Source organism: Haloplanus natans DSM 17983 (genome assembly GCF_000427685.1).
GTDB classification, from domain to species: Archaea; Halobacteriota; Halobacteria; order Halobacteriales; family Haloferacaceae; genus Haloplanus; species Haloplanus natans.
Map to the genome: position 1 here is coordinate 1,988,395 of NZ_KE386573.1, position 23,338 is coordinate 2,011,732.

Here is a 23,338-nt window from a genome sequence, read left to right on the forward strand (position 1 = left end):
ATCACGGGGGGTCGATAGACGGACGATTCGGCCTTAGCTGTCGTCGGTCTGGTTGGCGGCGACCGCCGTGTTGTTCATGCCGCTGCCGTCGTTGTGGCGGCACTGCTCGGTGTAGAAGCCGAGGTCGAACTCGACGGAGTCCGACTGGATCTCGTTACCGTGGTCGACCGGCACCCACCACGCGAAGGCGGCGGAGAACTCCGTCTCGCCGCGGAAACAGGCGGTGGGGAAGTTGCCAGCGGAACTGCCGCCGACAGACGGATTTCGGTAGTAGGTGTCGAGGGTATCGCCGCCGCCGAGGGTGCCCCGGCCGGCAGCCACGGCAAGGACAACGGCATCGTCGCCGTAGACGTTGCTCAGATCGGACGTGGGGCCGCCACCGCCGAGGTTGGTGGTGGTACCGTCGTCGTTGATCTCGAACCAGTTGAATCCGGCGTTGTTATCAGGATTTCCGGCTATTTCGAGGTGGACGTTTCGGGTCTTCCACATCTCGTCCGCCGGGGTGCCATCGTTCGACGCGCGGTAGACAACGTGTCGAGTCCCATCTGCCTCCTCAATCAGGAGGTAGACTTCGTCCGGCGCCGATTCGTCGTTGTTGGCGCCGCCGTAGTATTCGTAGGTGAGCGTCGTCGTCGGGTTGGTGGGATCGTCCGTGAGGTCCCCGAGCGTCGGTTCGCTGGGGAGCGAGACACCGGTCGTCACGTAGTCGTTCGTGGCCACGCCGCCGGAGGTGGCGTGTGCGACCCGTCCGCCGCCGCCTGCTGGATCGTCGGTGAGCTCGACATCGGCATCGTAGTTGCCGTCTCCGCCGGTGTCGAATCGCGTGACACCAGCGCGGGTGAAGTCCGTGGGCGAGGCATCCGTGATAGGCTTGTTCACGCCGTCGATCCGAACGCCGTTCCCGCTGTTGAGCGCGTCAAGGACGTTCCCGAGACTATCGACGAGCAGCGGGCTCTCGCCACCGTCCTGGTAGTTGTCGCCGTCGTCGAGCCACACGGCCGCCTGCACGACGTTCATGAGTTCGACCGTGCCGGTCGACTCGTCGGGGTCGTCGCTCTCGGGTTCGGTCGTCTGGTTCTCGTTTGCCGTGTAGCTGCCCGGATTGTTCATCCAGACGTAGCCGGGGTTCGTACAGAGCGTGAGGTCGAAGGTGACCTCGCCGAAGTCGCCCGGCTTCACGTCGCCGATGTTGACGATTGCGCTCTCGCCGTCCGCATTCGTGGCGGCCTCGATGCCGTTACAGCCGCCGTTGCTGTTCGAACTCGTCTGCGTGTTCGCGAGGAACTGGTCGGGGTCGTCGACGGCGATGAGCCACGCGTCGTTCGTCGGCATCCCGGTTTCGCCCGACTGCAGATCGCTCGCACTACCGGTTTCACCGGCTGCACCGTCGTACATCCGCACGCTCACGTCGTCGCCGGTCGTCGACGTCGTGCTCCCGTCCTCGTCGTCGCTCCAGTCCGAGTAGTGAGCGGAATAGCCCACACCCAGATCCAGCGTGCCCGCAGTAAGCTGGTTGTTCTCGAAGGTTTCCTGATCGGAGAAGTACGCACTCGTCCCGAGGCCTGCGCCCGCGGAAGCGACGCCGATGGTGCCGAGGGCGGCGAGTGCCTTCCGGCGGGACAGGTTGAATTTGTCTTCGCTCATTGGTTTGCTCCCCCTTGCGGGGATGCCCACCGACGGAGTCGAACCGCCGTCGCACGTCGCGATGACGTGGCACGGAGTTCCGGCGCCCCGGAACTACCGTACGCCGTGTGGGTCGGACCGCTTGGTTCGACCCAACGGAGACACCCGGTTAGCTATTGAGCGGTTAATATCGATAATCCGCTCGTTAAGTCGTCTAACCTCCGATTAATAGTTGGCTGAATTATGTATGGCTGGGCCTGTCGATCGTCGAAACCCGGAATCGGGGGGCTGCAACCCGATTGTCGCGTCGGTACCGTCTCGAATTAATATTGGCTGGAATATAGTAACTCTCGCGTCGGTCACGCCCATCCCTCGTCGAGGACGACCGGAATACCACGGCCGGCCACGTCGGCCGCGAACGCCCGCGTGTCGTAGTGAATCGGGCAGACGAGGTCCGGATCGAGTCGTTCGGCGAGGGCGGCGGCGTCGTGGCGGTCCATACACACCGATCCCGAGATGTTCGCCAGGAAGAGGGAGGCGTCGAGACCCGCGTGGTGGGGGAGTACGTCGGAGTCGCCGGGCCAGAAGACGGAGACGCCACCCACCTCGATACCGGTAGCCGACGCCGAATCCCTCGGGATGGGTGACCGACCCGTCCGCATACGGTCCGTCGGGGTCGTTGTACGCGGGCAGGCTCCGAACCGGGACGCCCGCGACCTCGACCGTCTCGCGTTCCCCGATCCGGACGAGGTCGTAGCCCTGCCGCTCGGCGAGCGGTGGCGTAGCCGACCCAACGGACTGAGAGGGTGTCGTAGCGGATGATCACAGTAACGAGTGATTAACTGGGGATTATCCGCGGTCCACCAGCCGCTCGACCCGCGCTAGCGAGTCCGCGTCAGCCGGCGCCTTGTCCTCGCGCACGGCGACGAAGCGCGGGAACCGGAGCGCGTAGCCCGACCCGTACGTGGGCGAGGACTGAATCTCCTCGTAGCCTACCTCGAATACGACTTCGGGTTCGATATCCACGTCGGTCCCGTCCTCCGCCCGTATCAGGGGTTCGAGGCGGTCGCTCAGATCCGCAAGCCGCTCGTCGGTGATCCCCGTCGCCACCTTGCCGATGGTCGCGAATCCGTCCTCGGTCCGCGCCGACAGCAGAAACGTACCGAGGTGGTTCGCCCGCCGCCCCTCGCCCCATTCGGCACCCGTGACGACGAGATCCAGGGTCTCCACGTCGGGCTTGCGCTTCAGCCAGTTCTGCCCCCGCTTGCCCGGCGTGTAGGTGGAGTCGGGATTCTTGAGCATGATCCCCTCGTGGCCCGCGTCAAGGGCCGCCGCCTCGCGGTCGGCGATGGCGTCGGCGTCGTCGAGGACGCGGAACGGGGACGGTGTGGCGCCGCTGACCGCCGACAGGGCGTTAGATAGCCGTTCCCGTCGATCGAGGAGTGGCTCGTCGAGCAGGTCGACGCCGTCGACGTGGAGGCAGTCGAACGCCCGGAACTCGATCCGTACCTCCTCGCGCATCCGCGCCACGTCGTGTTTTCGGCGAAACCGCCGCAACACCTCCTGAAAAGGCAGGGGGTCGCCCGATTCGTCGACGGCGATTGCCTCGCCATCGAGGATCGTGGGAACGAGAAGGTCGGAGACGGCCTCGACCACCTCCGGCAACGCGTCGGTCACGTCCTCTAAGTTGCGTGAGAAGACCCGCGTCTCGCCCGCCGGGTCGTGGTGGACCTGCACCCGGGCGCCGTCGAACTTGGTCTCGACGGCGATCGACTCCCACGCGTCGAGGGCGTCCGCCGCGGTACCGGCCTGGGCGAGCATCGCGCTCACCGGCCGGCCGACGACGAGTTCGGCCGCCGCCAGGCCCGATGCACCCTCGTCGCGGGCGCGAACGGCCACCGCACCGCAGTCGTTTTCCACCTGTAAGGCCCGTTCGACTTCCTCGACCGGCACGTCGAACGCCTCCGCGATGGCGTCGCGGACGATACCCTCCCCGACGCCGATGCGCATCTCAGAGAGGACGAGCCGAGCGAGATAGCGCGCCGAGCGTGAGTCGGCGCGGTTGAACAGGCCGAAGAGCACGTCGACCTTGTGATCCCGGCTCCCCGGGCCGTCGGCGGCCGCGAGGTCGCGGAGGCGGGCGTCCACCCCGGCGACCGTCAGCGGATCGGGGTCGGCGGCGCCGAAGGCGGCGAGCCCCTGTTGCCCGTCGAGGTCCAGCGACGCCGCGACGGCACCGATTTCGCCCTCGGCGGCCAGTCGGTCGGCCACGTCGTCGGCAGTGACGTTCGGGCCGGCGGCGCGGGCGAGCGCCTCGTGACAGAGGGCCGGCCCCACGTCGAGGGTCGTCGAGTCCCACGCGGGGACGACGCGCCCGAGCAGCAAGCGGGCGACGACGGGCAGGTCGTCACCGGCATCGACGAACAGATCGGCAACCAGAGACGTAACCGCGAGGTCGGCGCTCTCGTTTTCGACGGCGCAGACCCGGTCGGCGAAGTCGGCGAAGTCCATCGATCCCAGGTCCGGTCCCGCCGCGGTTAAGCGCGACGGGTTCGCGGGATCGACTGCAGTCACCGGATTGAAGATGCTGAGCGTACAGGAAGGGGTATGAATAGCGACCTGGCGGCGCAGGTTCGGGACGTTCTCGACGTCGACGTCTCCGAGTTTCGGGCGCAGGCGCAGGCCGACGCGGAGGTGGTCAAAAACGAACTCAGAGACGGGACGTTCGACAACCACCGCTCGATCATCGGGTTGGAGTACGAGTTCTACGCCGTTGCCGACGGTCGGTGGCGTCGAGGGAGCGACGACGAGGGGACGGGGGCGGAACTCGTGCGCGTGCCCCGGCGCCTCCTCGAACTCATCCGCTTCGAGAAGGAACTCGGCCTCCACAACGCCGAGATGACGACCAGTCCCCAGCCGTTGAACGCCGACGGGCTCCGGGCACAGGCCGCCGGCGTCCGCTCGCATCTCTCCTCGGCGCTCCAGACCACACGGACCGAGGGGATGCGCCTCGTCAGCGACGGCATCTGGACGATTCCGCCGTCCGGCGAGACGGCCCGCGGCTACCTGACCGACAGCGTCGAGGACGAGGGTATCCGCATCGCGACGAACATGACCGACGCCGTGCGGTATCACGCGATGGCCAACGGACCGAACACGCCGACGCCGTTCACGGTCGACGCGCCACACGTCACCCTCGAAGCCGACACCGTGATGCCCGAAAGCCTCATTACGTCGATCCAGCCCCACTACCAGGTGCCCCACGCCTCCGACCTGCCGATCTACCACAACTACGCCCTCCGGATCGCCGGGCCACTTCTCGCACTCGGCGTCAACTCCCCGTTTTTCCCGCCGGACCTCTACGACGACGGCGTCGACCCCGAGACGGTCGTCGACGACGCCCGCGCCGAGAACCGCATCTTCGTCTTCGAGTCCGTCCTGAACAGCGACGACGCACGGAAGGTGCGATTTCCCGACGACCTGGACTCCGTCGCGGAGGCGGTCGACCGCGTCGCCAACGATCCGACGGTCGTCCCGATGCCGGTCGACCGCGGCGACCGCTTCGACGACAAGTTCGCCACGCTCCGGCGCAAACACGGCACGTTCTGGCGGTGGGTGCGCCCCGTCTTCGACGGCGCCGACCGCTCCTCGGCCAACGCCCGCATCGAGTTCCGCCCCATCGCCGCCCAGCCGACCGTCCGCGACTCCATGTCGTTCATGGCGACCTTTGCCGGCCTGATGGAGAGTCTGCCTCGTCACGAACATCCGGTGATCGGCCAGGACTGGAGCGTCGCTCGGGAGAATTTCTACGCCGCCGCCCGCGACGGGTTGGCGAGCGAGCAGCGCTGGATCACCAACGGGGGCGAGGAGACGACCGATTCGGAGGTGATGTACGAGGACGTGCTCTCACACGCCGTCGAGGGGCTGAAGAACGCCGGCTGTTCGGCCGACGAGGCGGCGTCGTACGTCGAACCGCTGCGGGCACGGATCGACGCCGGACTCACGCCGGCCGGATGGAAACGCGAGCGAGTGCGGGACAAGGTCACGGACGGCGCCGCGCTCTCGACGGCCGTTCCCGCGATGCAACGGACGTACGTGGACGAGCAGACCGAAACGCTTCTCGACGGGACGTTCGCCGAGTGGTGGTAAGCCGCTACAGCAGCGATTCGAACTCTTTGTGTTTCGTGATGTCGACGCCCTCGTCCGTGACGACGGCGACGTTGATGCCGTTGCCGGACGCGAGGTCACGCTCGACCGCGCTCTGAATGGCGTGGGCGGCGACCGACCGGGCCTCGTCCATCGTGAGGTCGTCTTCGTACTCCTGTTCGAGGACACCGAGGGCGTACTGGCTCCCGGAGCCGGAGACGGCGTAGTCCTCTTCCATCATCCCGCCGAGCGGGTCGAGGCTGTAGACGTGAGCGCCGTCCTCGTCGACGCCGCCGAGGAGGGGCGAGACGATAAAGAACGCACCCGAGCGGAGGAAGTTGCTCGTGAGCGTCGAGAGGGCTTCCATGCTCATGTCCTTGCCCCGACGCGTCTCGTAGAGGCTCGTCTCCGAGCGGAGCGAGCGGATGAGCGACTGGGCGGCCGACACCGATCCGGCGATGGTGAGCGCGCCCGTCGGGTGGATCTGTTCGACCTTCTGGACGTCCTTGCTGGAGACCATGCGACCCGCGCTGGCGCGCATGTCGGTCGCCATCACGACGCCGTTGGCAGTCGAGAGCCCGACGGTCGTCGTGCCGGTTTTCATCTCCTTGTCCTCGTCGCCCGCCGCGGCGCGACGCTCCTCGGTGTTCGTGAACTCGCCGATTTCCGGCCCGAACACCGGGCGGTCCTGCCCGTCGAGACGGTCCTGCGCGCGTGAAAAGTCCTGATTCGTCGGGGTACGCATCACCTGCTTTTGCGGGGGCGCGCTGATAAATGCAACCCTTCCGTTGCGCTACCGTCCCGTGCGGTCGTAGGCCCGCACCGCCGCCGCGACGAGGTCACCGAGCGGAACGGTGACTCCCAGACGACGGGCGAACAGGGCCAGCGGCATCAGAGCGATGCCGACGGCCAGGGTGATCTGATACGCCGCGAACGCGCCAGCACGGTACAGTGGTTCGAACATCTGCGTAGCCGTCCGTGGAGCGACCGTCGTATATAACTCTGCTGGCTCGCCGATTCGGATGAGTCCGCCGCTGTCGGTCGATTACGTCGAACGACGGGTCCCGGCCGGTGCTGGTGCCGCGACGCCCGTCGATACCGCGATAGCCCCCGTGTAGTACCGCCGTCTCACGCATAACTTATGCGTGTTATCCGGAGGGCGTACGCGGTGGGAAACCCTGATACGTCGGCTGGCCGTACCTCCGTCCATGTCGAACTGGACCGATAGGATCGTCGGCGACCGAATGGCCGTCGACCGGGAGTTCAGCGACCGGGTCCGTACCTCCGAGTTCTCGAATCAAGAGTGGGGACTGGTCATGACCGCCGTCGACTTCGAAATCGAACACGCCGACGACCCCGACCGGGCGCGGATCGTCGCCGACACCGAGAGCCTCCCCCAGATGATCCCCGAACTGGAGAAGGTGCAAGAGGGAATGGGGCCCGGCGGCCCGAACGGCGGGCGCCAGGCCGACAGCGGCACCGGCGTCCTCGACGCTATCCGCGGCGCACTCGGGATGGGCGACGGCGACGACGACGCCGATAAACTCGACGCGGCCGAACGCCTCGTCGACGAGTACGCGAGCGCCCTCCAGGAACGGCTCGAAGAGAAGGGGAAGTGGGACGATATCCGGCAGTCGTACGACGGGTGAGACGCCGTCCGGCGGACCGCTACAGGCGGTCGACGACGGCGTCGGCCACGTCGTCGGTCGTCGCCTCGCCGCCCAGGTCGGGCGTGTGCGGACCCTCGGCCAGCGTCGTCTCGACGGCCGTCCGCACCGCCGTCGCTTCGTCCTCGTAGTCGAGGAAGTCGAGCAACATCGCCGCCGACAGCACCGTCGCCGTCGGGTTGGCGACGCCCTCGCCCGCGATGTCGGGCGCACAGCCGTGGACGGGTTCGAAGATTCCCCGCTCCGAGCCGACGTTCGCGCTCGGGAGTAAGCCGAGGCCGCCGACCAGCCCCGCGGCCAGATCGGACAACACGTCGCCCGCCAGATTGGGGCAGACGATCACGTCGTAGCCCGTCGGGTCCATCGCGAGACCCGTCGCCATCGCGTCCATATACGCGTCGTCGACGGCGACGCCGCGGTCGCTCGCAACCTCGCTGACGGTGTCGACGAACAGGCCGTCGGTCACGCGCATCACGTTGTTCTTGTGGGCAATCGTGAACCCGTCTAGCCCGTTCGACTCGACGTAGTCGCAGGCGAACTCGGCGAGCCGTCTGGACGCTCGTTGCGTGACCAGTCGCGTCAGTGTCGACACGTCCTCGGTCAGGCGCTCCTCGATACCGGCGTAGACCCCCTCCGTGTTCTCGCGGAGGATCACCAGATCCGTCTCCGGCTGGACCGCCTCGACGCCCGGATACGTCCGCGCCGGGCGGATGTTGACGAAGGAGTCCACCGCGTCGCGAAGCGGGAGGATCACGTCGGCGGAGGTTTCGCCCGTCGCGCCGAACAGCGTCGCGTCGGCGCTCGTGACCGCCTCCAGCGTCGCCTCGGGAAGCGGGGTCCTCGTCCGCTCCGCCACGGCGTCGCCCGCTTCGACGTGGTCGTACTCGAAGTCGACGACCGCATCGAGGACACGCAGCGTCGCCGGGACGACTTCGTGGCCGATGCCGTCGCCGGGGATGACGGCGATGCGCTCGCTCATCGGTCGACGTACGGCAGGTCGGCCGCCGTCTCGTCGATGGCGTCCATGTTCGACCGGAGCAGGGCAACGGTGTCCCAGATGCCCTGCACCAGCGCCCCGCGCATCGCCTCGTCTATGTCGACGTCGACGGTCTTGCCGTCGTAGGTGACCGTCTCGTCGACTACGTCGAGTTCGATACCCGCCGACGGGTTCGCCTCGATGAAGTCCTGTAGCTCCGCGACCGTCTCCGGGTCCGTCGTCGCCGCCGGGATGCCAAGCGACTTGCAGTTGTCCGCGAAGATTTCGGCGAACGACTCGCCGACGATGGCCTCGACGCCCCAGCGGGCCAGCGCCCGCGGCGCGTGCTCCCGCGAGGAGCCACAGCCGAAGTTGTCGTTGACGACGAGGACGTTCGCCCCCTTGTACTCGTTGAAGGGGTGGTCGTTCAGTTCGCCGTCGTCGTCGCGGCGCGCGTCGTAGAAGGCGTACTGATCCATCCCTTCCCAGGTCGTCGTCTTGAGGAACCGGGCGGGGATGATCTGGTCGGTGTCGATGTCGTCCCCGCGGACGGGGACGCCGGTGCCCGCGACGCGGCGCACCTTCATCTCCTCGACGCCGACGCCGTTCTCCGACCCCTCGCCGCTCATGCGTCCACCTCCGTCAGGTCGCGCACGTCGGCGACTTCGCCTTCCACCGCGGCGGCGGCGACCATCGCCGGACTCATCAGCACCGTCCGGCCGTCCTTGCTCCCCTGTCGACCCACGTAGTTGCGGTTCGACGAGGACGCACACCGCTCGGAGCCCTCGAGGGAGTCGTCGTTCATGGCCAGACACATCGAACAGCCCGCCTCGCGCCAGTCGAAGCCCGCCTCGCGGAAGATGTCGTCGACACCTTCCGCTTCGAGCGTCGATTTCACCGTCCCCGACCCGGGAACCGCGAGCGCACGCACGTCCGGATGGACCTCGCGGCCCTCCAGAACCGCGGCGGCCTCGCGGAAGTCGCTCGCACGGCCGTTCGTGCAGGTGCCGAGGAAGGCCACGTCGATGGGATAGCCCGCCATCGGCTCGCCGGGCGTGACGCCCGTATGCTCTTGGGCGGCTCTGGCGGCGTCGCGTTCCCCCTCGGGCAGGTCCTCGGGCGCCGGGACGGGGTCGCCGATGCCGACGGCCTGTCCGGGGTTCGTCCCCCACGTGACCATCGGCTCCAGATTCCCGGCGTCGAGGTGGACCACGTCGTCGTAGTCGGCGTCGGGGTCGCTCGCGATGGACTCCCAGTACGCCTTTCGCTCCTCGAACGCGTCGCCCTCGGGGGCGAACTCGCGGCCGCGCAGGAACTCGTAGGTCGTCTCGTCGGGATTTATGTAGCCCGCGCGGGCGCCGCCCTCGATGGACATGTTACAGACCGCGAGGCGCTCCTCCATCGAGAGGTCGCGAACCGCCTCGCCGCCGTACTCGTAGACGTAGCCGACGCCGCCGTCGACGCCGAGTTCGGCGATGATCTTCAGGATGAGGTCCTTCGAGTGGACGCCCTCGCCGAGCCGACCGTCCACCTCGATGCGGCGGACCTCGGCCTTGTCGGCGGCGACACACTGCGAGGCGAGCACGTCCCGGACCTGGCTCGTGCCGATGCCGAACGCGATGGCGCCGAAAGCGCCGTGCGTGGCGGTGTGGGAGTCACCACAGACGACCGTCGTCCCCGGCTGGGTCAAGCCCAGTTCGGGCGCGACGACGTGCGTGATGCCCTGCTTCTCGGACTCCAGCCCGTAGAACTGGATGCCCGTCTCGCTCGTGTTGCGCTCCAGCGCCGTCAGCATCCCCTCGGCCGACTCGTCGGCCAGCGGACGCTCCCGTCCCTCCGGCCGCGTCGGCACGATGTGGTCCACCGTGGCGACGTTGCGCTCGGGGAAGGGGACTTCGATGCCCCGCTCCCGCAACTCGGAGAAGGGCTGGGGACTGGTCACCTCGTGGATGAGATGTAGGCCGATGAACAGCTGATCCTGTCCGTTCGGGAGGTCGGCCACCTTGTGCCGGGCCCACACCTTGTCGTAGAGCGTGCCCTCACTCATTTTCCTCGGGGCCCTCTCCCCCCTGGGTGTCGCCGTCGCCGCGCGCCCAGACCTCGTTCGTCCCGTCGCCGTCCGCCGCCGTGTGGGACACGTCGCGCATTCGTTCGCGGCCCTCGGTCTCGACGTCCTCGCCGGCGCCGTCCGTGCACAGTCCGTCGGCGTCCCGGCCCCGACGGTACGCGCCGGCGACGGCGCGTTGCGTGGGATGGCTGTGGTCCACCGACCCCATCCGATCAGTCATCGGCCGGGGCCTCTGCCTCCTCCTCGGCCTCTTCGGCCCAGGAGAACAGCGCGCGCAGTCGGGCGCCGACCTCCTCGATGTCGTGGTTCCGGTCGGCCGCGTGAAGCTGCGTATAGGAGGGGCGACCGGCCTGGTTCTCGAGGATCCACTCGCGGGCGAAGTCGCCGTTCTGGACCGCTTCGAGCGCTTCGTCCATGTTCTCGCGGACGCCCTCGCCGACGATCTCCGGCCCCACGGCGAGGCCACCGTACTCGGCCGTGTCGGAGACCGAGTTCCACATCTCGGCCATCCCGCCCTCGTACATCAGATCGACGATCAGCTTCATCTCGTTGAGACACTCGAAGTAGGCCATCTCCGGGCTGTAGCCCGCGTCGACCAGCGTCTCGTAGCCCTTCTTGATGAGCGACGTGATGCCGCCACAGAGCACCGCCTGCTCGCCGAAGAGATCCGTCTCGACCTCCTCCCGGAACGTCGTCTCGACGACGCCCGCGCGGGTGCAGCCGATGGCCTGTGCGTACGCCAGCGCCTCCGCTTTCGCCTCGCCCGTCGTGTTCTGGTAGACGGCGAGGAGGGCGGGCGTGCCCGTGTTCTCGGTGTAGTTGCGCCGCAGGAGGTGGCCCGGCGTCTTCGGGGCGATCATCGTCACGTCGACGCCCTCGGGGGGCTGGATCTGGTTGTAGTGGATGTTGAAGCCGTGGGCGAACTGGAGGGTGTCGCCCGCCTCGAGCCCGTCGCCGATGGCCTCGAACACCGCCGGCTGGACGGTGTCGGGAACGAGCATCGAGACGATATCCGCCTCCGCGGCGGCGTCGTCGGGGGTCGCGACCCGCAGCCCGTCGTTTTCGGCCTGGGCCCACGAGTCGGAGGATTTCCGCAGGCCGACGACCACGTCGATCCCGCTGTCATCGAGGTTCTGTGCGTGGGCGTGGCCCTGACTGCCGTAGCCGAGGACGGCTACGGTCTTGCCGGCGATTGCGTCACTGTCCGCGTCGTCGTCGTAGTATACCGGAACGGTAAATTCGTCTGTCATGGTTATGTCGTCTTGCGTGTGCCGCGTTCGAGCGCCGCCGTGCCGGTCCGGACGATCTCGTGGATGCCGAACCGACCGAACGTCTCCACCGCGGCGTCGATCTTCTGCTCGCTGCCCGTGATCTCGACGGTGACCGACTCCCGGGAGACGTCGACGGTCTTGCCGTCGTACATCTCCGCCACGGCGCCGACCTGATCGGGGGCGCTCCCGTCGACCTTGATCAGCGCGAGTTCGCGCCGGATGGCGTCGGGTTCGAGTTCGGTCACCGCGATGACCGGCACGAGCTTCTGTAGCTGTTTTTTCGCCTGTTCGATGCCCGGTTCGGGCTCCTCTATTTCGAGCGTGATTCGCGCTCGGTCACCATCGGTGGTCGGACCGACGGTGAGGCTTTCGATATTGAACTGCCGCCGCCGGAACAGTCCGGAGACGTTCGCCAACACGCCGGGTTCGTGTTCCACGAGCGCCGAGAGAACCGCCCGCCGGGCGTCGGGCTCCGCCTCCACCTCGGGGTCGATGCGGATGCCCTGGGAGTTGCGCCGGCCCTCGGGCGTCTCCCGCTCCTCGGGTCGTGGACCGTCCAGCCCGCCGCTCATAGCTGCTCCTCCGAGAGGGCGAATTTGTCGTTGGCGCCGCCGCTCGGCACCATCGGGTAGACGTTCTCGGCGGGGTCGATGTGGAAGTCGACGACCGAGGGGCCGTCGTAGGCGAGCGCCTCCTCGACGGCGTCGGCCACCTCGTCGTAGTCGTCGACGCGCCAGCCGCGGGCGCCGAAGGCCTCGGCCAACTTGTCGAACTCGGGGATCCAACTGTAGCCGGCGGCCATGTGTCGCCCCTCGAAGAAGGCGTCCTGCCACTGGCGCACCATTCCGATGTACTCGTTGTTCAGGATGGCGACCGTGATGTCGAGGTCCTCGCGCACGGCGACCGAGAGCTCCTCGACTGTCATCAGGAAGGAGCCGTCGCCGTCGATACAGACGACTTCCTCGTCGTCGTCGGCCGCCAGTCGGGCGCCGATGGCCGCGGGCAGGCCGTAGCCCATCGTCCCGAGGCCGTGCGAGGAGACCCACTTCCGCGGGTCGCGGAACGTCCAGTACTGGGACGCCCACATCTGATGCTGGCCGACGCCCGAGGTGACGATGGCGTCGTCGCTCGTGGCCTCGTCGAGCGCCTCGACGACGAACTGCGGTTTGAGCGGTTCGTCGTCCGGCGCCGCGTAATCCATCGGGTACTCCGTCTTCCACGTCCGACACTGCTCGCGCCACTCGTCGGCGTCGGGCGCGGCGGTCAGCGCGTCGTCGAGCTGTCCGAGGACGCGCCCCGCGTCGCCGATCAGCGGGTAGTCGGCGTGGATGTTCTTGCTGATCTCCGCGGGGTCGATGTCGACGTGAACGACCTCCGCGCTCGGCGCGAACGTCTCGATACCGCCGGTCAGGCGGTCGTCGAATCGGGTGCCGACGGCGATCAGGAGGTCCGTGTGGTTGATCGCCATGTTGGCGTAGCCGGTGCCGTGCATGCCCGCCCACGACAGACAGAGCTCGTGGTCCTCGGGCATCGTGCCGATACCGGGCATCGTCGTCACCACCGGAATCTCGTAGTCGGCGGCGAACTCGCGGGCCACGTCCGCGGCGTCGGCTTTCACCACGCCGCCGCCGAACAGGAGCAGCGGTTTGTCCGCCGCCTCGATGGCGCTCGCCACCGTCTCGACGGCGCTCTCGTCCGCTTCGTCCTGTGGCGTGTACGTCTCCGGCGTCTGGGGCATCCCCGGTTCGCGGTCCGTCTCCCCGCTGGTGACGTCCTTGGGGAGGTCGACCAGCGTCGGCCCCGGCCGGCCGGCGGAAGCGAGCGCCACCGCCTCGCCGACGGTGTCGCCGACGGTGTCGGCGTCGCTCGCGAAGTAGTTGTTCTTCGTGATCGGTGCGGTGATGCCCGTCGTGTCCGTCTCCTGGAAGGCGTCGCTGCCGACCATATGCTGGGGCACCTGCCCGGTCAGCGCCACCACGGCGTCGGAATCCATGTTGGCGTCGGCGAGTCCCGTCACGAGGTTGGTCGCGCCAGGACCCGAGGTAGCCAGGCAGACGCCCGGCTGGCCGGACACCACGCTGAACGCGTCGGCCGCGTGAGCCGCCCCCTGTTCGTGGGCCATCATCACGTGACGGATCTCCGAATCCCAGAGCGCGTCGTAGACGGGCATGATCGCCCCGCCCTGCACGCCGAACATCACGTCGATGCCCGCGTTCTCGAGGGCTCGAACGGTGGACGTAGCGCCCGACGTGACTTGTGTCGGGGCCCCGTCGGCCGCCTCGTCGCTCGACTCCTCCGTCTCCGGTGGTTGGGTGGTTCGCTCGCTCATTGTCGTAAGCTGTACGTCGGTGGCTGTCGGTGTGAATGATTCATTGTCGTGTGGCCATGTGGCTCCCTGTGTACGGTACGGTCACGTCCGCGGAGGATGAGTTGTGAGGGGCTATACAGCCCCTACAATCGGGCCGATCGAACCGTCGACGCCGCGACGACCCGCTACTGGGTCGGCACTCGCGGTCGAACCCCGGGTCTGATCGAACCCTCGCATCGTATTCGGTGAATCCCGCTCCGCAGATATAATCCTTTCCGTCGAGAACGGCGACTCGGAGCGCCCTCCGTGCCGTATGCGCCACCCGCCGCTCCACGGCTGGAGCGAACGGGGGCGACCCCATCATAGCGATGCGGGCGGTGTGCCGGGGCGGCCGCGAACGCGGGTGGCGACGGCCATCGCTCTCAGGCGCGGACCTCCTCCTCGCGGGTGACGTTCTCCTCGCGGGCGAACCGCCGCAGGTCCGCCATCGTCACCCGCTCCTTGTCGGCGCCGTAATCCTTGACCAGTCGGGTGACCGCCCGGACCTCCGAGTCGGTCGGGTCGTAGCCGATTTCCTTCAGTCGCTTGCGCACCGAGTGGGTCCCGGTGTGTTTGCCGAGGACGAACTCGCGGGTCGCGCCCACCATCTCCGGTGTCATCACGCCCGGTTCGAACGTGTCCGAGTTCTCGATGACGCCTGCGGCGTGGATACCGCTCTCGTGGGAGAAGGCGTTGCGCCCAACGACCGGCTTGTTCGGCGGATTGGGGATGTCGCTGTAATCCTCGACCATCCGGGACAGTTCCGTGATTCGGGTGGTGTCGATCCCCGTGTCCACGTCGTACAACGCCTCCGAGGCCATGACGACCTCTTCGAAGGCGGCGTTGCCGGCGCGTTCGCCGATGCCGTTGACCGACACCTGTGCCTGCGCCGCGCCCGCCTCGAAGCCGGCGATGGCGTTCGCCGTCGCCAGCCCGAAGTCGTCGTGGGCGTGGACGTCGACCTGCGCGTCGGTGTTCTCGCGGACCATGCGCACGAGGTCCATAAAGCGCGTGGGCGTCGCCACCCCGCAGGTGTCCGGAATGTTGATCCAGTCGGTCCCCGCGTCGCTGACCGCCTCCACCACCTCGACGAGGAAGTCGTCGTCGGTGCGGGTGGCGTCCATCGGCGAGAACATACACTCCACGCCCGCCTCCTTGACACGCTCGACGCATTTGACCGCGCGGTCGACCGCCTCCTCGCGCGAGGCGTGCATGGAATCCTGTAGCTGTACGTCGCTCGTACTCACGAAGACGTGGACCAGTTCCACGCCCGAGTCGAGCGCCGCCTCCACGTCCTTGTCGACGACGCGAGCGAGGCCACACACCGTCGTGTCGGTGGCGTTCGAGATGTCTCGAACGGCCTCGAACTCCGCGTCGGAGTTGACCGGGAACCCCGCCTCGATGACGTGGGTGCCCATCTCGTCAAGGACTGCGGCGATGTCACGCTTCTCGTCGTAACTGAACGACGTGCGCGGTGACTGCTCGCCATCTCGGAGCGTTGTGTCGAAAATTCGTACACCGTCAATTTCGCCGGTGCGGGCCAACGTGCCCTGGAAGAACTCGATCCGCCGGGGTATCCGACGAATCCTCCATGTCGTTAGACATTGTACTCTACCAGAGGATAGCCCTCGTATATAAACCTGTCCCTGTCCGGTGATTCCCCGGTATCGACCGTCGGACGGTCGCCCCGACTCGGCGGCGGCGGGGAGGGCGGGTCGACCGGACATGTTCGCCCCAACCCTTCCGTCCGTCCGCCGTCCACTCCCGATATGGCCGTCACCGACTTCGACGCCGAACGCGCCTACGACGACGAGACGTTCGCCGCACACAAGGTGTTCCGCACCGACGACCTGCAGGTCGTCTGTGGCTACTTCGAACCGGGACAGTTCATTCCGGTCCACGCGCCGTCGAGCGCCCTCGTCGTCGCCGTGCAGTCCGGGACCGGCGTCGTCCGCGAGGGCGGGACCGACCACCGCGTCGAACCCGGCGACGTGGTGACCGTCGCGGCCGACGTAGAGCGAGGGATTCGAGCCGACGACGACTCGCGGCTGGAGACCCTGCTGGTGACCGCGCCGCCGCCGACGGAGGTCGAACACGAACCGGTCCGGGCGGGGCTTCGCCGCGGCGAGTTCGAGCCACAAGGGGGATCGTGACTGGCCGTCGGTCGCCGCCGGATCGGTCCCCATTGAGTCCCAAGACCCCCTGCCAGTAGCCCGCCCGAACGCTTTTCTCCCGCCCGAGCGATCCTACGGCTATGAGCGAGTTCGACCTCGACCTCCGGAACGCGGAGGAACAACTGGAGGAGGGCGAGGACGGCGGATCGGAGGTGGTTCTCGGTGTCCTCGACGGGAGCACCGACCCCGGGGAGTGGATTCGAACCGTCGAGGACGGCAAGATACTCGTGTTGAACGTCGAGGGCGACCTGAACCGTCTCGCGGCGGGGTTTGCCCGCGAGGTCCGCGACGCCGGCGGGACGCTCATGCGCTTTCGCGGCTTCCTCGTCGTGACGCCCCCCGGCGTGGGCATCGACACCGACCGGCTCTCGTCGTGAGAAGCGTGGCCGGGCGGCGTCGCTTCGACACTTACGACGACCGCGTGAACGTCACCCAGTGACCGTCGCCGTCGCGGACCGGAACGGCCTCCCGCACCGTCGTCCACGCCGCGACTGCCTCGGCCGCCGTCGCCGGGTCCGCCGTCTCGAAGCCCAGGTCGACGTGGACGCCGCCCCTGGCGTTCGCGAGGCCGAGGTGTGGCTCCCAGAGCTCCAGATCCATCGGCCCGCGGAGACGGACGCGCCGGCGCGTTTCCCCCCGATCCACCGGCTCGAATCCGAGCGCCGTATACGTCGCCTCGGCCCGGTCCAGATCCGCGACTTCGAGGACGACTTCGAAGATCCCGGTCGGCGCGTCGGCCCCCCGCTCCTCGCCCGCTTCGCACCCGATTTCGACGCAGTTGCCGTCGGGGTCGTAGACGTAGAGCGAGCGATAGCCGCCGAAGTCGACCACTTCGGGATCGAGGTCGGCCAGTCGCTCGCGCCACGCCGACAGCGCGCCCGGCGCGGCCGAGAACGCGAAATGCGTGTGGAGGCCCCCCCGGGGCACGCCCGTCGGTCGGCGCAGATGGAGGTCGGTCTCCCCCACGGGGAAGACGACCGCTTCGGCCGTCTCGCGTGCGACCGCGAGCCCGAACCGGTCGGCGTAGAACGCCCGCGTGGCGTCGAGATCCATCGCTTCGAGCGCCAGATGGGTGAGCCGAGTGAGCACGGGTCGACTACGGCTCGTGGCCGATTAATCCTCCCGCCGAGTCGGAGGTTACGTCGGCGGATCGAGGGTTTATGCGCGTCCCGCTCCCATACGTCGGTATGCCACTCAAGGGCGGCCGCGCGGACCTGCGCGAGATCGACCGCTGGGACGGCGGCCTCGGCTGGATCGCGTACCCCGACGAGCGGATGCAACGGGCGAGTCACGCGCTCGATACCGACGAGGGCGTGTGGGTGGTCGATCCGGTCGACGCGCCGGGTGTCGACGACCTGCTCGCCGACCTGGGTGACGTAGTCGGCGTCGCGCTCTGTCTCGACCGACACAAGCGCGACGCCGCGGCGGTGGCGCGACGCCACGACGTGCCCGTCTCCATCCCGGAGTGGATGGACGGCGTGGCGTCGAAACTCGACGCGCCGGTCGAACGTGTCGGCCGGGAACTCGGCGACTCGGGCTACCGGGTCCGGCGCGTCCGCGACGCCTCGATCCCACCGTGGCAGGAGGCCGCGCTCTACGACGGCGAGACGCTGCTCGTCGCCGAGGCGGTCGGCACGGCCTCCTTCTTCCGCGCCGGCGACGAACGCCTCGGCGTCCATCCGATGCTCCGGCCGATCCCGCCGCGGGACGCCCTCGGCGACCTCACGCCCGAGCGGATCGTCGTCGGTCACGGTGAGGGCGTCTTCGACGACGCGACCGCGGCGCTTCGGAACGCCCTCGCCGGCGCCCGCCGGCGCATCCCCGCCGCGTACGCGAAGATGGCCCGTGAGATGGTGCTGGGGTGAGCCGAGAGAGGGGCGAGGCGGCATCCCCGCCTCGGGACCGGGACGCCGTGGCCAGAACCGACGGCGGTGACGACACGTCCGTCTACGTCACCCGCGGCCTCGTCGAGATGCTCCTCGAACGCGCGGCCGAGACCGAACCCGCTCAGGAGAACCTCGTCCTCGATTCGACGCCGGCGTCCGACTTCGAGGCGGACCTCGGCGTCGAGCCCTCGACGACCGTCCTGAGCCACGTCTACTTCCCGATGGCCGGCCGGGCCGTCAGCGACGTGTTCGGCGTCGACCTCGGGACGCCCGCCGGTCGGGGGCGCGCCCGCTTTCTCAGCCACCCACAGGGACCGGCGGAACTCACCCGTCGCGACGATCTGGCGGGTGTCGTCCTCCTCGCGGTGCCGCCGTGGGAGACGCTCCTAGCGTTCGACCGACGGGGACGATCCCTTAATCTGACCGTCGTCGACGCCGAACCGCCGGCCGAGTCGGTGCCGGAGTGACCGAACCGTTTTGCCGCCCGCCACCGTGGAGCGAGACGTGTCCGATCCACGGCGACTGAGCGGCACGGAGCCCGCCACGGCCGTCCGGCGCGACGCGCTCGCCCGCCTCGACGCCTGCCGCGAAGCCGGCGTCGAGCCCTGCCTCGCGACGGTGCTAGCGAGCGACGACCCAGGGGCACGGGCGTTCATGGACCGCAAACACGACCGATGCGCCGAGGTAGGGATCGACACCCGTCGCGTCGACCTGCCGGCCGAGGCGCCCGCCGAACGCGTCTACCGGACCGTCGAGGAGTTGGGCGCCGACCCGGCGGTCACGGCGCTGTTCGTCCAGGTGCCGCTGCCGGAACACGTCGAGGAGGCGGCGGTGCGGGCGCGGGTCCCGCCCGAGAAGGACGTGGACTGTTTCGCGCACGCGAACGTCGGCCGTCTGGTGGCCGGCGATCCGCGGGTTCGCCCCGTCACGTCGCTCGCGGTCGACCGCCTGCTCTCGGCACACGGCGTGGCAGTCGCGGGACGGGACGCCGTCGTCGTCGGACGGACGACCGTCATCGGCACGCCGCTCGCGCACCTGCTGTGCCGGCGGGACGCGACGGTGACGGTCTGTCACTCGCGGACCGAGGAGTTGGGGGCGAAAACGCGGAGCGCCGACCTGCTGGTCACCGCCGCCGGGACCCCCGGTCTGGTCGACGGCTCGATGGTTTCGGCGGGGGTCGTGGTCGTCGATGTCAGCGCGAACCGCGTGGCCGAAGGGGTCGTCGGCGACGTGGACGCCGACAGTGTCGGCGAGACGGCGTCGGCGATGACGCCCGTCCCCGGCGGCGTCGGGCCGCTGACGATGGCGTCGCTCCTGCACAACGTGGTGGCGGTGAGCGCGCCCGAGTCCGTCTCAAACGGTTTATCGTAAATCAGTACCGGAGGTTCGCCGAGACGGTCCGGCGAATCACCGGTACTGACTTACAATAAACACTATCAGTCGAGGTAGCCGAGGTCGGCCAACTGGTCGGTGATTTCCTCGAACTCCGCCTCGGTCAACTCGCCGCGGCGCTGGTACTGGATGACGATGCTCCGGAGGAGGAACCGGACCAGATCGCTCGTACTGGAGAAGCTGGTGCCTTCGATGGTCTCCTCGACTCGGTCGCCGAGCTCTTTTGGGATCGAAACCGTCGTATACTCCGTCATGCTGGGTCGGACGGGGCCCGGCGGCAAAGGCGTAGCGTTCGCGGGAGCGACGAATGGCGGTCGTTTTTAGTGGCTCGGTGACAACGCCCGGTAATGGCAGCCAGGCCGCCACAGCAGGATACGTCGTCACCGGACGCGGTGGAATTCGGGATCGCCGCACTGGTCGGTTATCTGGATCACGCCGACATCGAATATCCGGCCACCAGTGACGAAATCGTCCGGGCGCTCGGCGATCCGGACATCCCCTACGACGGCTCGGGCGGGAGCGTCGCGCTGTCGGAGGCCATGAGCGCGCTCCCGAAGCGCACGTTCGACTCCGAATCCGAACTGCTCGACCTGCTCCACCCGGTGTTCGAGGAGTACCGTGCCTCCGCCAGCGGGAGTATCCTCGGTCGCATCCGGTCGGTCCTGCCCTTCTAAACCGCCCGTGGCGGGTCGTCGAGCGTCACGTCGAGGCGCTCGGCGGCGAACTCCTTTATTACCCGTTCCTCTGCGCGGTGGAGCGTGACACTCGCTGTCGACTTCGCGAGGTCGACGGCCTCGGCCAACTCCGTCAGCGTACACTCCCGGGGCGTGTCGTAGTACCCCTCCTCGACGGCCGTCACGAGTAGCCGCCGTTGCTGGTCGGTGAGGAGGTCGGGCGTCTCCACCGCGTCGTACACCCGGTTGAGCGTATACGAGAGCCCGAACGCCTCTAGCTGTTGGCCAAAGGCCGAGAGGCGGTCCCGCGACGCCGTGAGTTCGATCACCGCCTCCCCGCCCCGGATCGTCAGGGGGAGTTCGAGCGGCGCGCCCGACTCCTGAATCGACAGCAACAGGAGGGGATCGCTCGTCTCGAACTGGACGATAGCGGTGTTCTCGGCGTGTTGCATCAGTTCGACGGAGGAGACGCCGGACAGGGATTCGATGGCCCCGAGTACCGCCGGTATCGACTCGCTCTCGACTTCGAGGAGACCGAACCCCGCCTCGCCCGAGGGCATCGCCGACAGCACCCGGAACGTCGCCGACGGGAAGTCGCGCGATACCTCCCCGATCCAGACGGCCGTCGGCAGGTCGATGGTGAGTTTGGCGTAGGGCATGGGCGGTCGTCGAACGATACGAACCCCATCACTACGGGGCTTGGCCCGAAGATGTTCGGACGGTCTCCGTGGCGTGTCGACGTGGAACGGGGAGGGAACGAACATGTTCGGACCAACGACCAACGGCGTCGGGTGAGGATAATCGAACGTCATGCAAGTCCGCAGACGCACGCTCGCGAAACTGTTGCTCGTCGTCTTCGTCGGCAACCTCGTCGTGATGGGGGCTGGCGCCTGGTACTCCTACCAGCAGGCGCCCCCCATCCCACAGGAGTTCGTCGGCCCGGACGGCGAGACGGTGGTAACGGACGATCAGATACAGGAGGGGAAGGCGACCTTCCAGTCCGACGCCCTCATGAACCACGGGTCCATCCTCGGCAACGGGGCGTATTTCGGTAGCGACTACACCGCCGACGCCCTGGATCGGAAGGTGCAGTATATGCGGTCGTACTACGCCCAGGAGCGGTACGGAAGCGGGTACGATGCCCTCACCGGCGCCGAACGGGCGGCGGTCGACAGCCTCGTCGAGGAGGACTTAGCCTCCACCGACACCACGGCCCCCGTCGAGTACTCCGCGGCGGAAGTCTACGCCCACCGGCAGGTGCGGACGGACTACGTCGAGCGCTACCACGAGGGGAGTCGCGAACACGGCCTCCCGGCGGGAACCATCGAATCCGCCGACGACGCTCGCCGGTTCGCCGACTTCGCGCTCTGGACGGCGTGGTTCTCACACACCGAGCGGCCGGGGAGCGACCACACCTACACCAACGACTGGCCGTACGCCCCCATCGCGGGCAACGAACCCACCGCGGGCACGATGACCTGGAGCGTCATCGCGATGGTGTTGCTGGTCGCGGGTGCCGGTATCGGCGTCTGGCTCTACCGCTCCGTCGAGTTGCCAGAACCGGAGACTCACGGGGTGTCGATCCCACACCCCGACGACATCGACCTCCTGCCGAGTCAGCGCGCGGCGACGCGATTCATTCCCATCGGCGCCGGGCTCTTCCTCTGTCAGGTCCTCCTCGGTGGGCTCCTCGCGCACTACTACATCGAACGCGACGGTTTCTTCGGTATCGGCGAACTCCTCGGGGTCGACGTGCTCGGACTCCTGCCCTTCGCCCTCGCGAAGACCTACCACATCGACCTCGGCGTCCTCTGGATCGCGACGCTGTGGCTGGCCGCTGGCCTCTTTCTCCCGCCCCTGCTGACCGGGACGGAGCCGTCGAACCAGAAGCGGTACGTGCACGCCCTGATCGGCGCCCTGCTGGTCGTGGTCGGCGGCGGCTTCGCGGGCATCTGGCTCGGCGCCAACGGCTACATCGACGGCGAACTCTGGTGGATCATCGGCAACGAGGGGCTCGAATACCTGGAGGTCGGCAAACTGTGGCAGTTCGGGCTGCTCGCCGGCTTCGTGTTCTGGGCGGCCCTCGTCGCCCGCGGCTTCAAGCCGCTTCTGGACCGCGAGGAACCCTACGGTCTCGCACACATGATCCTCTACGCCGGCGGCTCCATCGCCCTCCTGTTCAGCGCGGGCCTGTTTTACACCCCCGAGACCAACATCGTCGTCACCGAATTCTGGCGGTGGTGGGTGGTCCATATGTGGGTCGAGGGCGCCTTCGAGTTCTTCATCGTCGCCATCGTGGGCATCACGCTGGTGTCGATGAACCTGCTCAGGCGCCGCTCGGCCGAGAAGGCGGTCATGTTCCAGGCGCTGTTCGTGATGGGGTCGGGCGTCATCGGCGTCTCACACCACTACTGGTGGATCGGCCAGCCCGACGTGTGGCTGCCCTTCGGCTCCGTCTTCTCGACGCTCGAACTAATCCCGCTCGTCCTCATCCTCTTCGAGGCGATCAACGAGTACCGCACGCTCGCTACCGCCGGCGAGTCGTTCCCCTACTCCCTCCCCTTCGCGTTCATCATCGCGTCGGGGGCCTGGAACTTCGTCGGCGCGGGCGTGCTCGGGTTCTTCATCAACCTCCCGATCATCAACTACTACGAACACGGCACCTACCTGACCGTCGGCCACGCCCACGCGGCCATGTTCGGCGCCTTCGGCTTCCTCGCGCTCGGCATGGTCACCTACATGCTCCGCATCGCGGTCGATCCGGGGCAGTGGAACCCCCGGCGTCTGAAGTGGTCGTTCTGGCTCTGGAACGCCGGCCTCGCGGTGATGGTCTTCGGCTCCGTCCTCCCTGTGGGCTTCCTGCAGCTCGAAACCGCCTTCACCGCCGGCTACGACGCCGCGCGGAGCCTCGCCTTCTACAACCGCGACCTGATCCAACTACTGTTCTGGGCCCGCCTCCCCGGTGACACCATGCTCATCGCGGGGACGGTGATATTCGCCTACGACATGGTGAAACAGCGGTTCGCGCTCCGTGACACCTCGGTTCCGGCGAGCATTCCCGGATCGAGCGTCATCTCGCGTCGCGTCCTGCCGGAGGACGACTAACCGGCAGCC

Annotated in this window: 24 protein-coding genes and 1 pseudogene; 9 read left to right on the top strand and 16 right to left on the bottom strand. The window is 67.9% G+C overall.

The genetic code is table 11. From position 1 onward, the window contains the following. Nucleotides 1-33 precede the first annotated feature (33 nt). From HALNA_RS12340 to ligA, 3 genes and pseudogenes are all read right to left on the bottom strand, one after another. A complete protein-coding gene (locus HALNA_RS12340; protein WP_049936663.1) occupies nt 34-1,644 on the bottom strand; it encodes a SipW-dependent-type signal peptide-containing protein in 1,611 nt (536 codons plus the stop codon). A 338-nt stretch (nt 1,645-1,982) separates the two neighbouring features. Then, nucleotides 1,983-2,379, bottom strand: a pseudogene (locus tag HALNA_RS12345) (MBL fold metallo-hydrolase); the annotation flags it as partial. Between the two features lie 93 nt (nt 2,380-2,472). Then, entirely contained in the window at nt 2,473-4,134 is a 1,662-nt protein-coding gene (gene ligA / locus HALNA_RS12350; RefSeq protein WP_049936665.1) for an ATP-dependent DNA ligase LigA, read from the bottom strand. A 96-nt stretch (nt 4,135-4,230) separates the two neighbouring features. Here ligA and HALNA_RS12355 point away from each other — a divergent pair, with 96 nt between their 5' ends. Then, a complete protein-coding gene (locus HALNA_RS12355) occupies nt 4,231-5,772 on the top strand; it encodes a hypothetical protein (RefSeq protein WP_049936666.1) in 1,542 nt (513 codons plus the stop codon). A 4-nt stretch (nt 5,773-5,776) separates the two neighbouring features. On the opposite strand, the gene psmB is transcribed toward HALNA_RS12355, so the two are convergent. Together psmB and HALNA_RS20630 are read right to left on the bottom strand one after the other, a co-directional pair. Next, nucleotides 5,777-6,514, bottom strand: a complete 738-nt coding sequence (psmB, locus tag HALNA_RS12360; RefSeq protein ID WP_049936667.1) for an archaeal proteasome endopeptidase complex subunit beta — start codon at nt 6,512-6,514, stop codon at nt 5,777-5,779. A gap of 48 nt (nt 6,515-6,562) precedes the next feature. Then, nucleotides 6,563-6,733, bottom strand: a complete 171-nt coding sequence (locus HALNA_RS20630; RefSeq protein WP_169719041.1) for a hypothetical protein — start codon at nt 6,731-6,733, stop codon at nt 6,563-6,565. Nucleotides 6,734-6,977: 244 nt separating this feature from the next. Here HALNA_RS20630 and HALNA_RS12365 point away from each other — a divergent pair, with 244 nt between their 5' ends. Further along, nucleotides 6,978-7,418 carry a DUF5799 family protein gene (locus HALNA_RS12365; protein WP_049936668.1) on the top strand — a complete coding sequence of 147 codons (441 nt, stop codon included), beginning with the start codon at nt 6,978-6,980 and terminating at the stop codon, nt 7,416-7,418. A gap of 19 nt (nt 7,419-7,437) precedes the next feature. On the opposite strand, the gene HALNA_RS12370 is transcribed toward HALNA_RS12365, so the two are convergent. The 8 genes from HALNA_RS12370 to HALNA_RS12405 all read right to left on the bottom strand — a co-directional run bounded on the left by HALNA_RS12370 (nt 7,438) and on the right by HALNA_RS12405 (nt 15,825). After that, nucleotides 7,438-8,415 carry an isocitrate/isopropylmalate dehydrogenase family protein gene (locus tag HALNA_RS12370; protein ID WP_049936669.1) on the bottom strand — a complete coding sequence of 326 codons (978 nt, stop codon included), beginning with the start codon at nt 8,413-8,415 and terminating at the stop codon, nt 7,438-7,440. Further along, nucleotides 8,412-9,041 (bottom strand): 3-isopropylmalate dehydratase small subunit, encoded by a 630-nt coding sequence (gene leuD / locus HALNA_RS12375; RefSeq protein WP_084510013.1) that lies wholly within the window; start codon nt 9,039-9,041, stop codon nt 8,412-8,414. Before leuD ends, HALNA_RS12370 begins: the two co-directional genes overlap by 4 nt. Continuing rightward, nucleotides 9,038-10,459 carry a 3-isopropylmalate dehydratase large subunit gene (leuC, locus tag HALNA_RS12380; RefSeq protein ID WP_049936670.1) on the bottom strand — a complete coding sequence of 474 codons (1,422 nt, stop codon included), beginning with the start codon at nt 10,457-10,459 and terminating at the stop codon, nt 9,038-9,040. The genes leuD and leuC overlap by 4 nt, the downstream gene beginning before the upstream one ends. Next, a complete protein-coding gene (locus HALNA_RS12385) occupies nt 10,452-10,700 on the bottom strand; it encodes a hypothetical protein (RefSeq protein WP_157573532.1) in 249 nt (82 codons plus the stop codon). The genes leuC and HALNA_RS12385 overlap by 8 nt, the downstream gene beginning before the upstream one ends. Further along, complete coding sequence (gene ilvC, locus HALNA_RS12390; RefSeq protein ID WP_049936672.1) at nt 10,693-11,730, bottom strand: ketol-acid reductoisomerase; 1,038 nt, start codon at nt 11,728-11,730, stop codon at nt 10,693-10,695. The genes HALNA_RS12385 and ilvC overlap by 8 nt, the downstream gene beginning before the upstream one ends. A 2-nt stretch (nt 11,731-11,732) precedes the next feature. Next, on the bottom strand, nt 11,733-12,323 hold the full coding sequence (ilvN, locus tag HALNA_RS12395; RefSeq protein WP_084510014.1) for an acetolactate synthase small subunit: 591 nt from the start codon (nt 12,321-12,323) through the stop codon (nt 11,733-11,735). Beyond that, the gene (gene ilvB / locus HALNA_RS12400) at nt 12,320-14,080 is read right to left on the bottom strand and encodes a biosynthetic-type acetolactate synthase large subunit (protein ID WP_049936673.1); all 1,761 of its coding nucleotides are present in this window, start codon (nt 14,078-14,080) and stop codon (nt 12,320-12,322) included. The genes ilvN and ilvB overlap by 4 nt, the downstream gene beginning before the upstream one ends. A 401-nt stretch (nt 14,081-14,481) precedes the next feature. Next, nucleotides 14,482-15,825 carry a LeuA family protein gene (locus HALNA_RS12405; RefSeq protein WP_084510015.1) on the bottom strand — a complete coding sequence of 448 codons (1,344 nt, stop codon included), beginning with the start codon at nt 15,823-15,825 and terminating at the stop codon, nt 14,482-14,484. Nucleotides 15,826-15,867: 42 nt separating this feature from the next. Between HALNA_RS12405 and HALNA_RS12410 the strand changes: the two genes are divergently transcribed. Both HALNA_RS12410 and HALNA_RS12415 read left to right on the top strand, forming a co-directional pair. Further along, the gene (locus HALNA_RS12410; RefSeq protein ID WP_049936674.1) at nt 15,868-16,251 is read left to right on the top strand and encodes a cupin domain-containing protein; all 384 of its coding nucleotides are present in this window, start codon (nt 15,868-15,870) and stop codon (nt 16,249-16,251) included. A gap of 101 nt (nt 16,252-16,352) precedes the next feature. Further along, complete coding sequence (locus HALNA_RS12415) at nt 16,353-16,649, top strand: DUF5779 family protein (RefSeq protein WP_049936675.1); 297 nt, start codon at nt 16,353-16,355, stop codon at nt 16,647-16,649. A gap of 31 nt (nt 16,650-16,680) precedes the next feature. Here the strand turns inward: HALNA_RS12415 and HALNA_RS12420 are convergent, their stop codons facing one another. Continuing rightward, nucleotides 16,681-17,361: a VOC family protein gene (locus tag HALNA_RS12420; RefSeq protein ID WP_049936676.1), complete on the bottom strand. Its 681-nt coding sequence runs from the start codon at nt 17,359-17,361 to the stop codon at nt 16,681-16,683. A 98-nt stretch (nt 17,362-17,459) separates the two neighbouring features. On the opposite strand from HALNA_RS12420, the gene HALNA_RS12425 reads away from it, so the two are divergent. The 3 genes from HALNA_RS12425 to HALNA_RS12435 are packed head-to-tail and all read left to right on the top strand — an operon-like array spanning nt 17,460 to nt 19,529. Further along, nucleotides 17,460-18,137 carry a hypothetical protein gene (locus HALNA_RS12425; protein ID WP_049936677.1) on the top strand — a complete coding sequence of 226 codons (678 nt, stop codon included), beginning with the start codon at nt 17,460-17,462 and terminating at the stop codon, nt 18,135-18,137. A gap of 47 nt (nt 18,138-18,184) precedes the next feature. Then, complete coding sequence (locus HALNA_RS12430) at nt 18,185-18,625, top strand: hypothetical protein (protein ID WP_157573533.1); 441 nt, start codon at nt 18,185-18,187, stop codon at nt 18,623-18,625. A 37-nt stretch (nt 18,626-18,662) separates the two neighbouring features. Next, a complete protein-coding gene (locus tag HALNA_RS12435; RefSeq protein ID WP_084510017.1) occupies nt 18,663-19,529 on the top strand; it encodes a bifunctional 5,10-methylenetetrahydrofolate dehydrogenase/5,10-methenyltetrahydrofolate cyclohydrolase in 867 nt (288 codons plus the stop codon). A 65-nt stretch (nt 19,530-19,594) separates the two neighbouring features. Here HALNA_RS12435 and HALNA_RS12440 read toward each other — a convergent pair whose 3' ends face one another. Continuing rightward, nucleotides 19,595-19,804, bottom strand: coding sequence for a ribbon-helix-helix domain-containing protein (locus HALNA_RS12440; protein WP_049936679.1), 210 nt, complete (start codon nt 19,802-19,804; stop codon nt 19,595-19,597). Nucleotides 19,805-19,897: 93 nt separating this feature from the next. Between HALNA_RS12440 and HALNA_RS12445 the strand changes: the two genes are divergently transcribed. Next, nucleotides 19,898-20,224: a DUF5789 family protein gene (locus tag HALNA_RS12445; RefSeq protein ID WP_049936680.1), complete on the top strand. Its 327-nt coding sequence runs from the start codon at nt 19,898-19,900 to the stop codon at nt 20,222-20,224. Here the strand turns inward: HALNA_RS12445 and HALNA_RS12450 are convergent. Then, nucleotides 20,221-20,883, bottom strand: a complete 663-nt coding sequence (locus HALNA_RS12450) for a helix-turn-helix domain-containing protein (RefSeq protein WP_049936681.1) — start codon at nt 20,881-20,883, stop codon at nt 20,221-20,223. The two genes, HALNA_RS12445 and HALNA_RS12450, sit on opposite strands and share 4 nt — an antisense overlap. A gap of 151 nt (nt 20,884-21,034) precedes the next feature. On the opposite strand from HALNA_RS12450, the gene HALNA_RS12455 reads away from it, so the two are divergent. Next, entirely contained in the window at nt 21,035-23,329 is a 2,295-nt protein-coding gene (locus tag HALNA_RS12455; RefSeq protein ID WP_049936682.1) for a nitric-oxide reductase large subunit, read from the top strand. Nucleotides 23,330-23,338 lie beyond the last annotated feature (9 nt).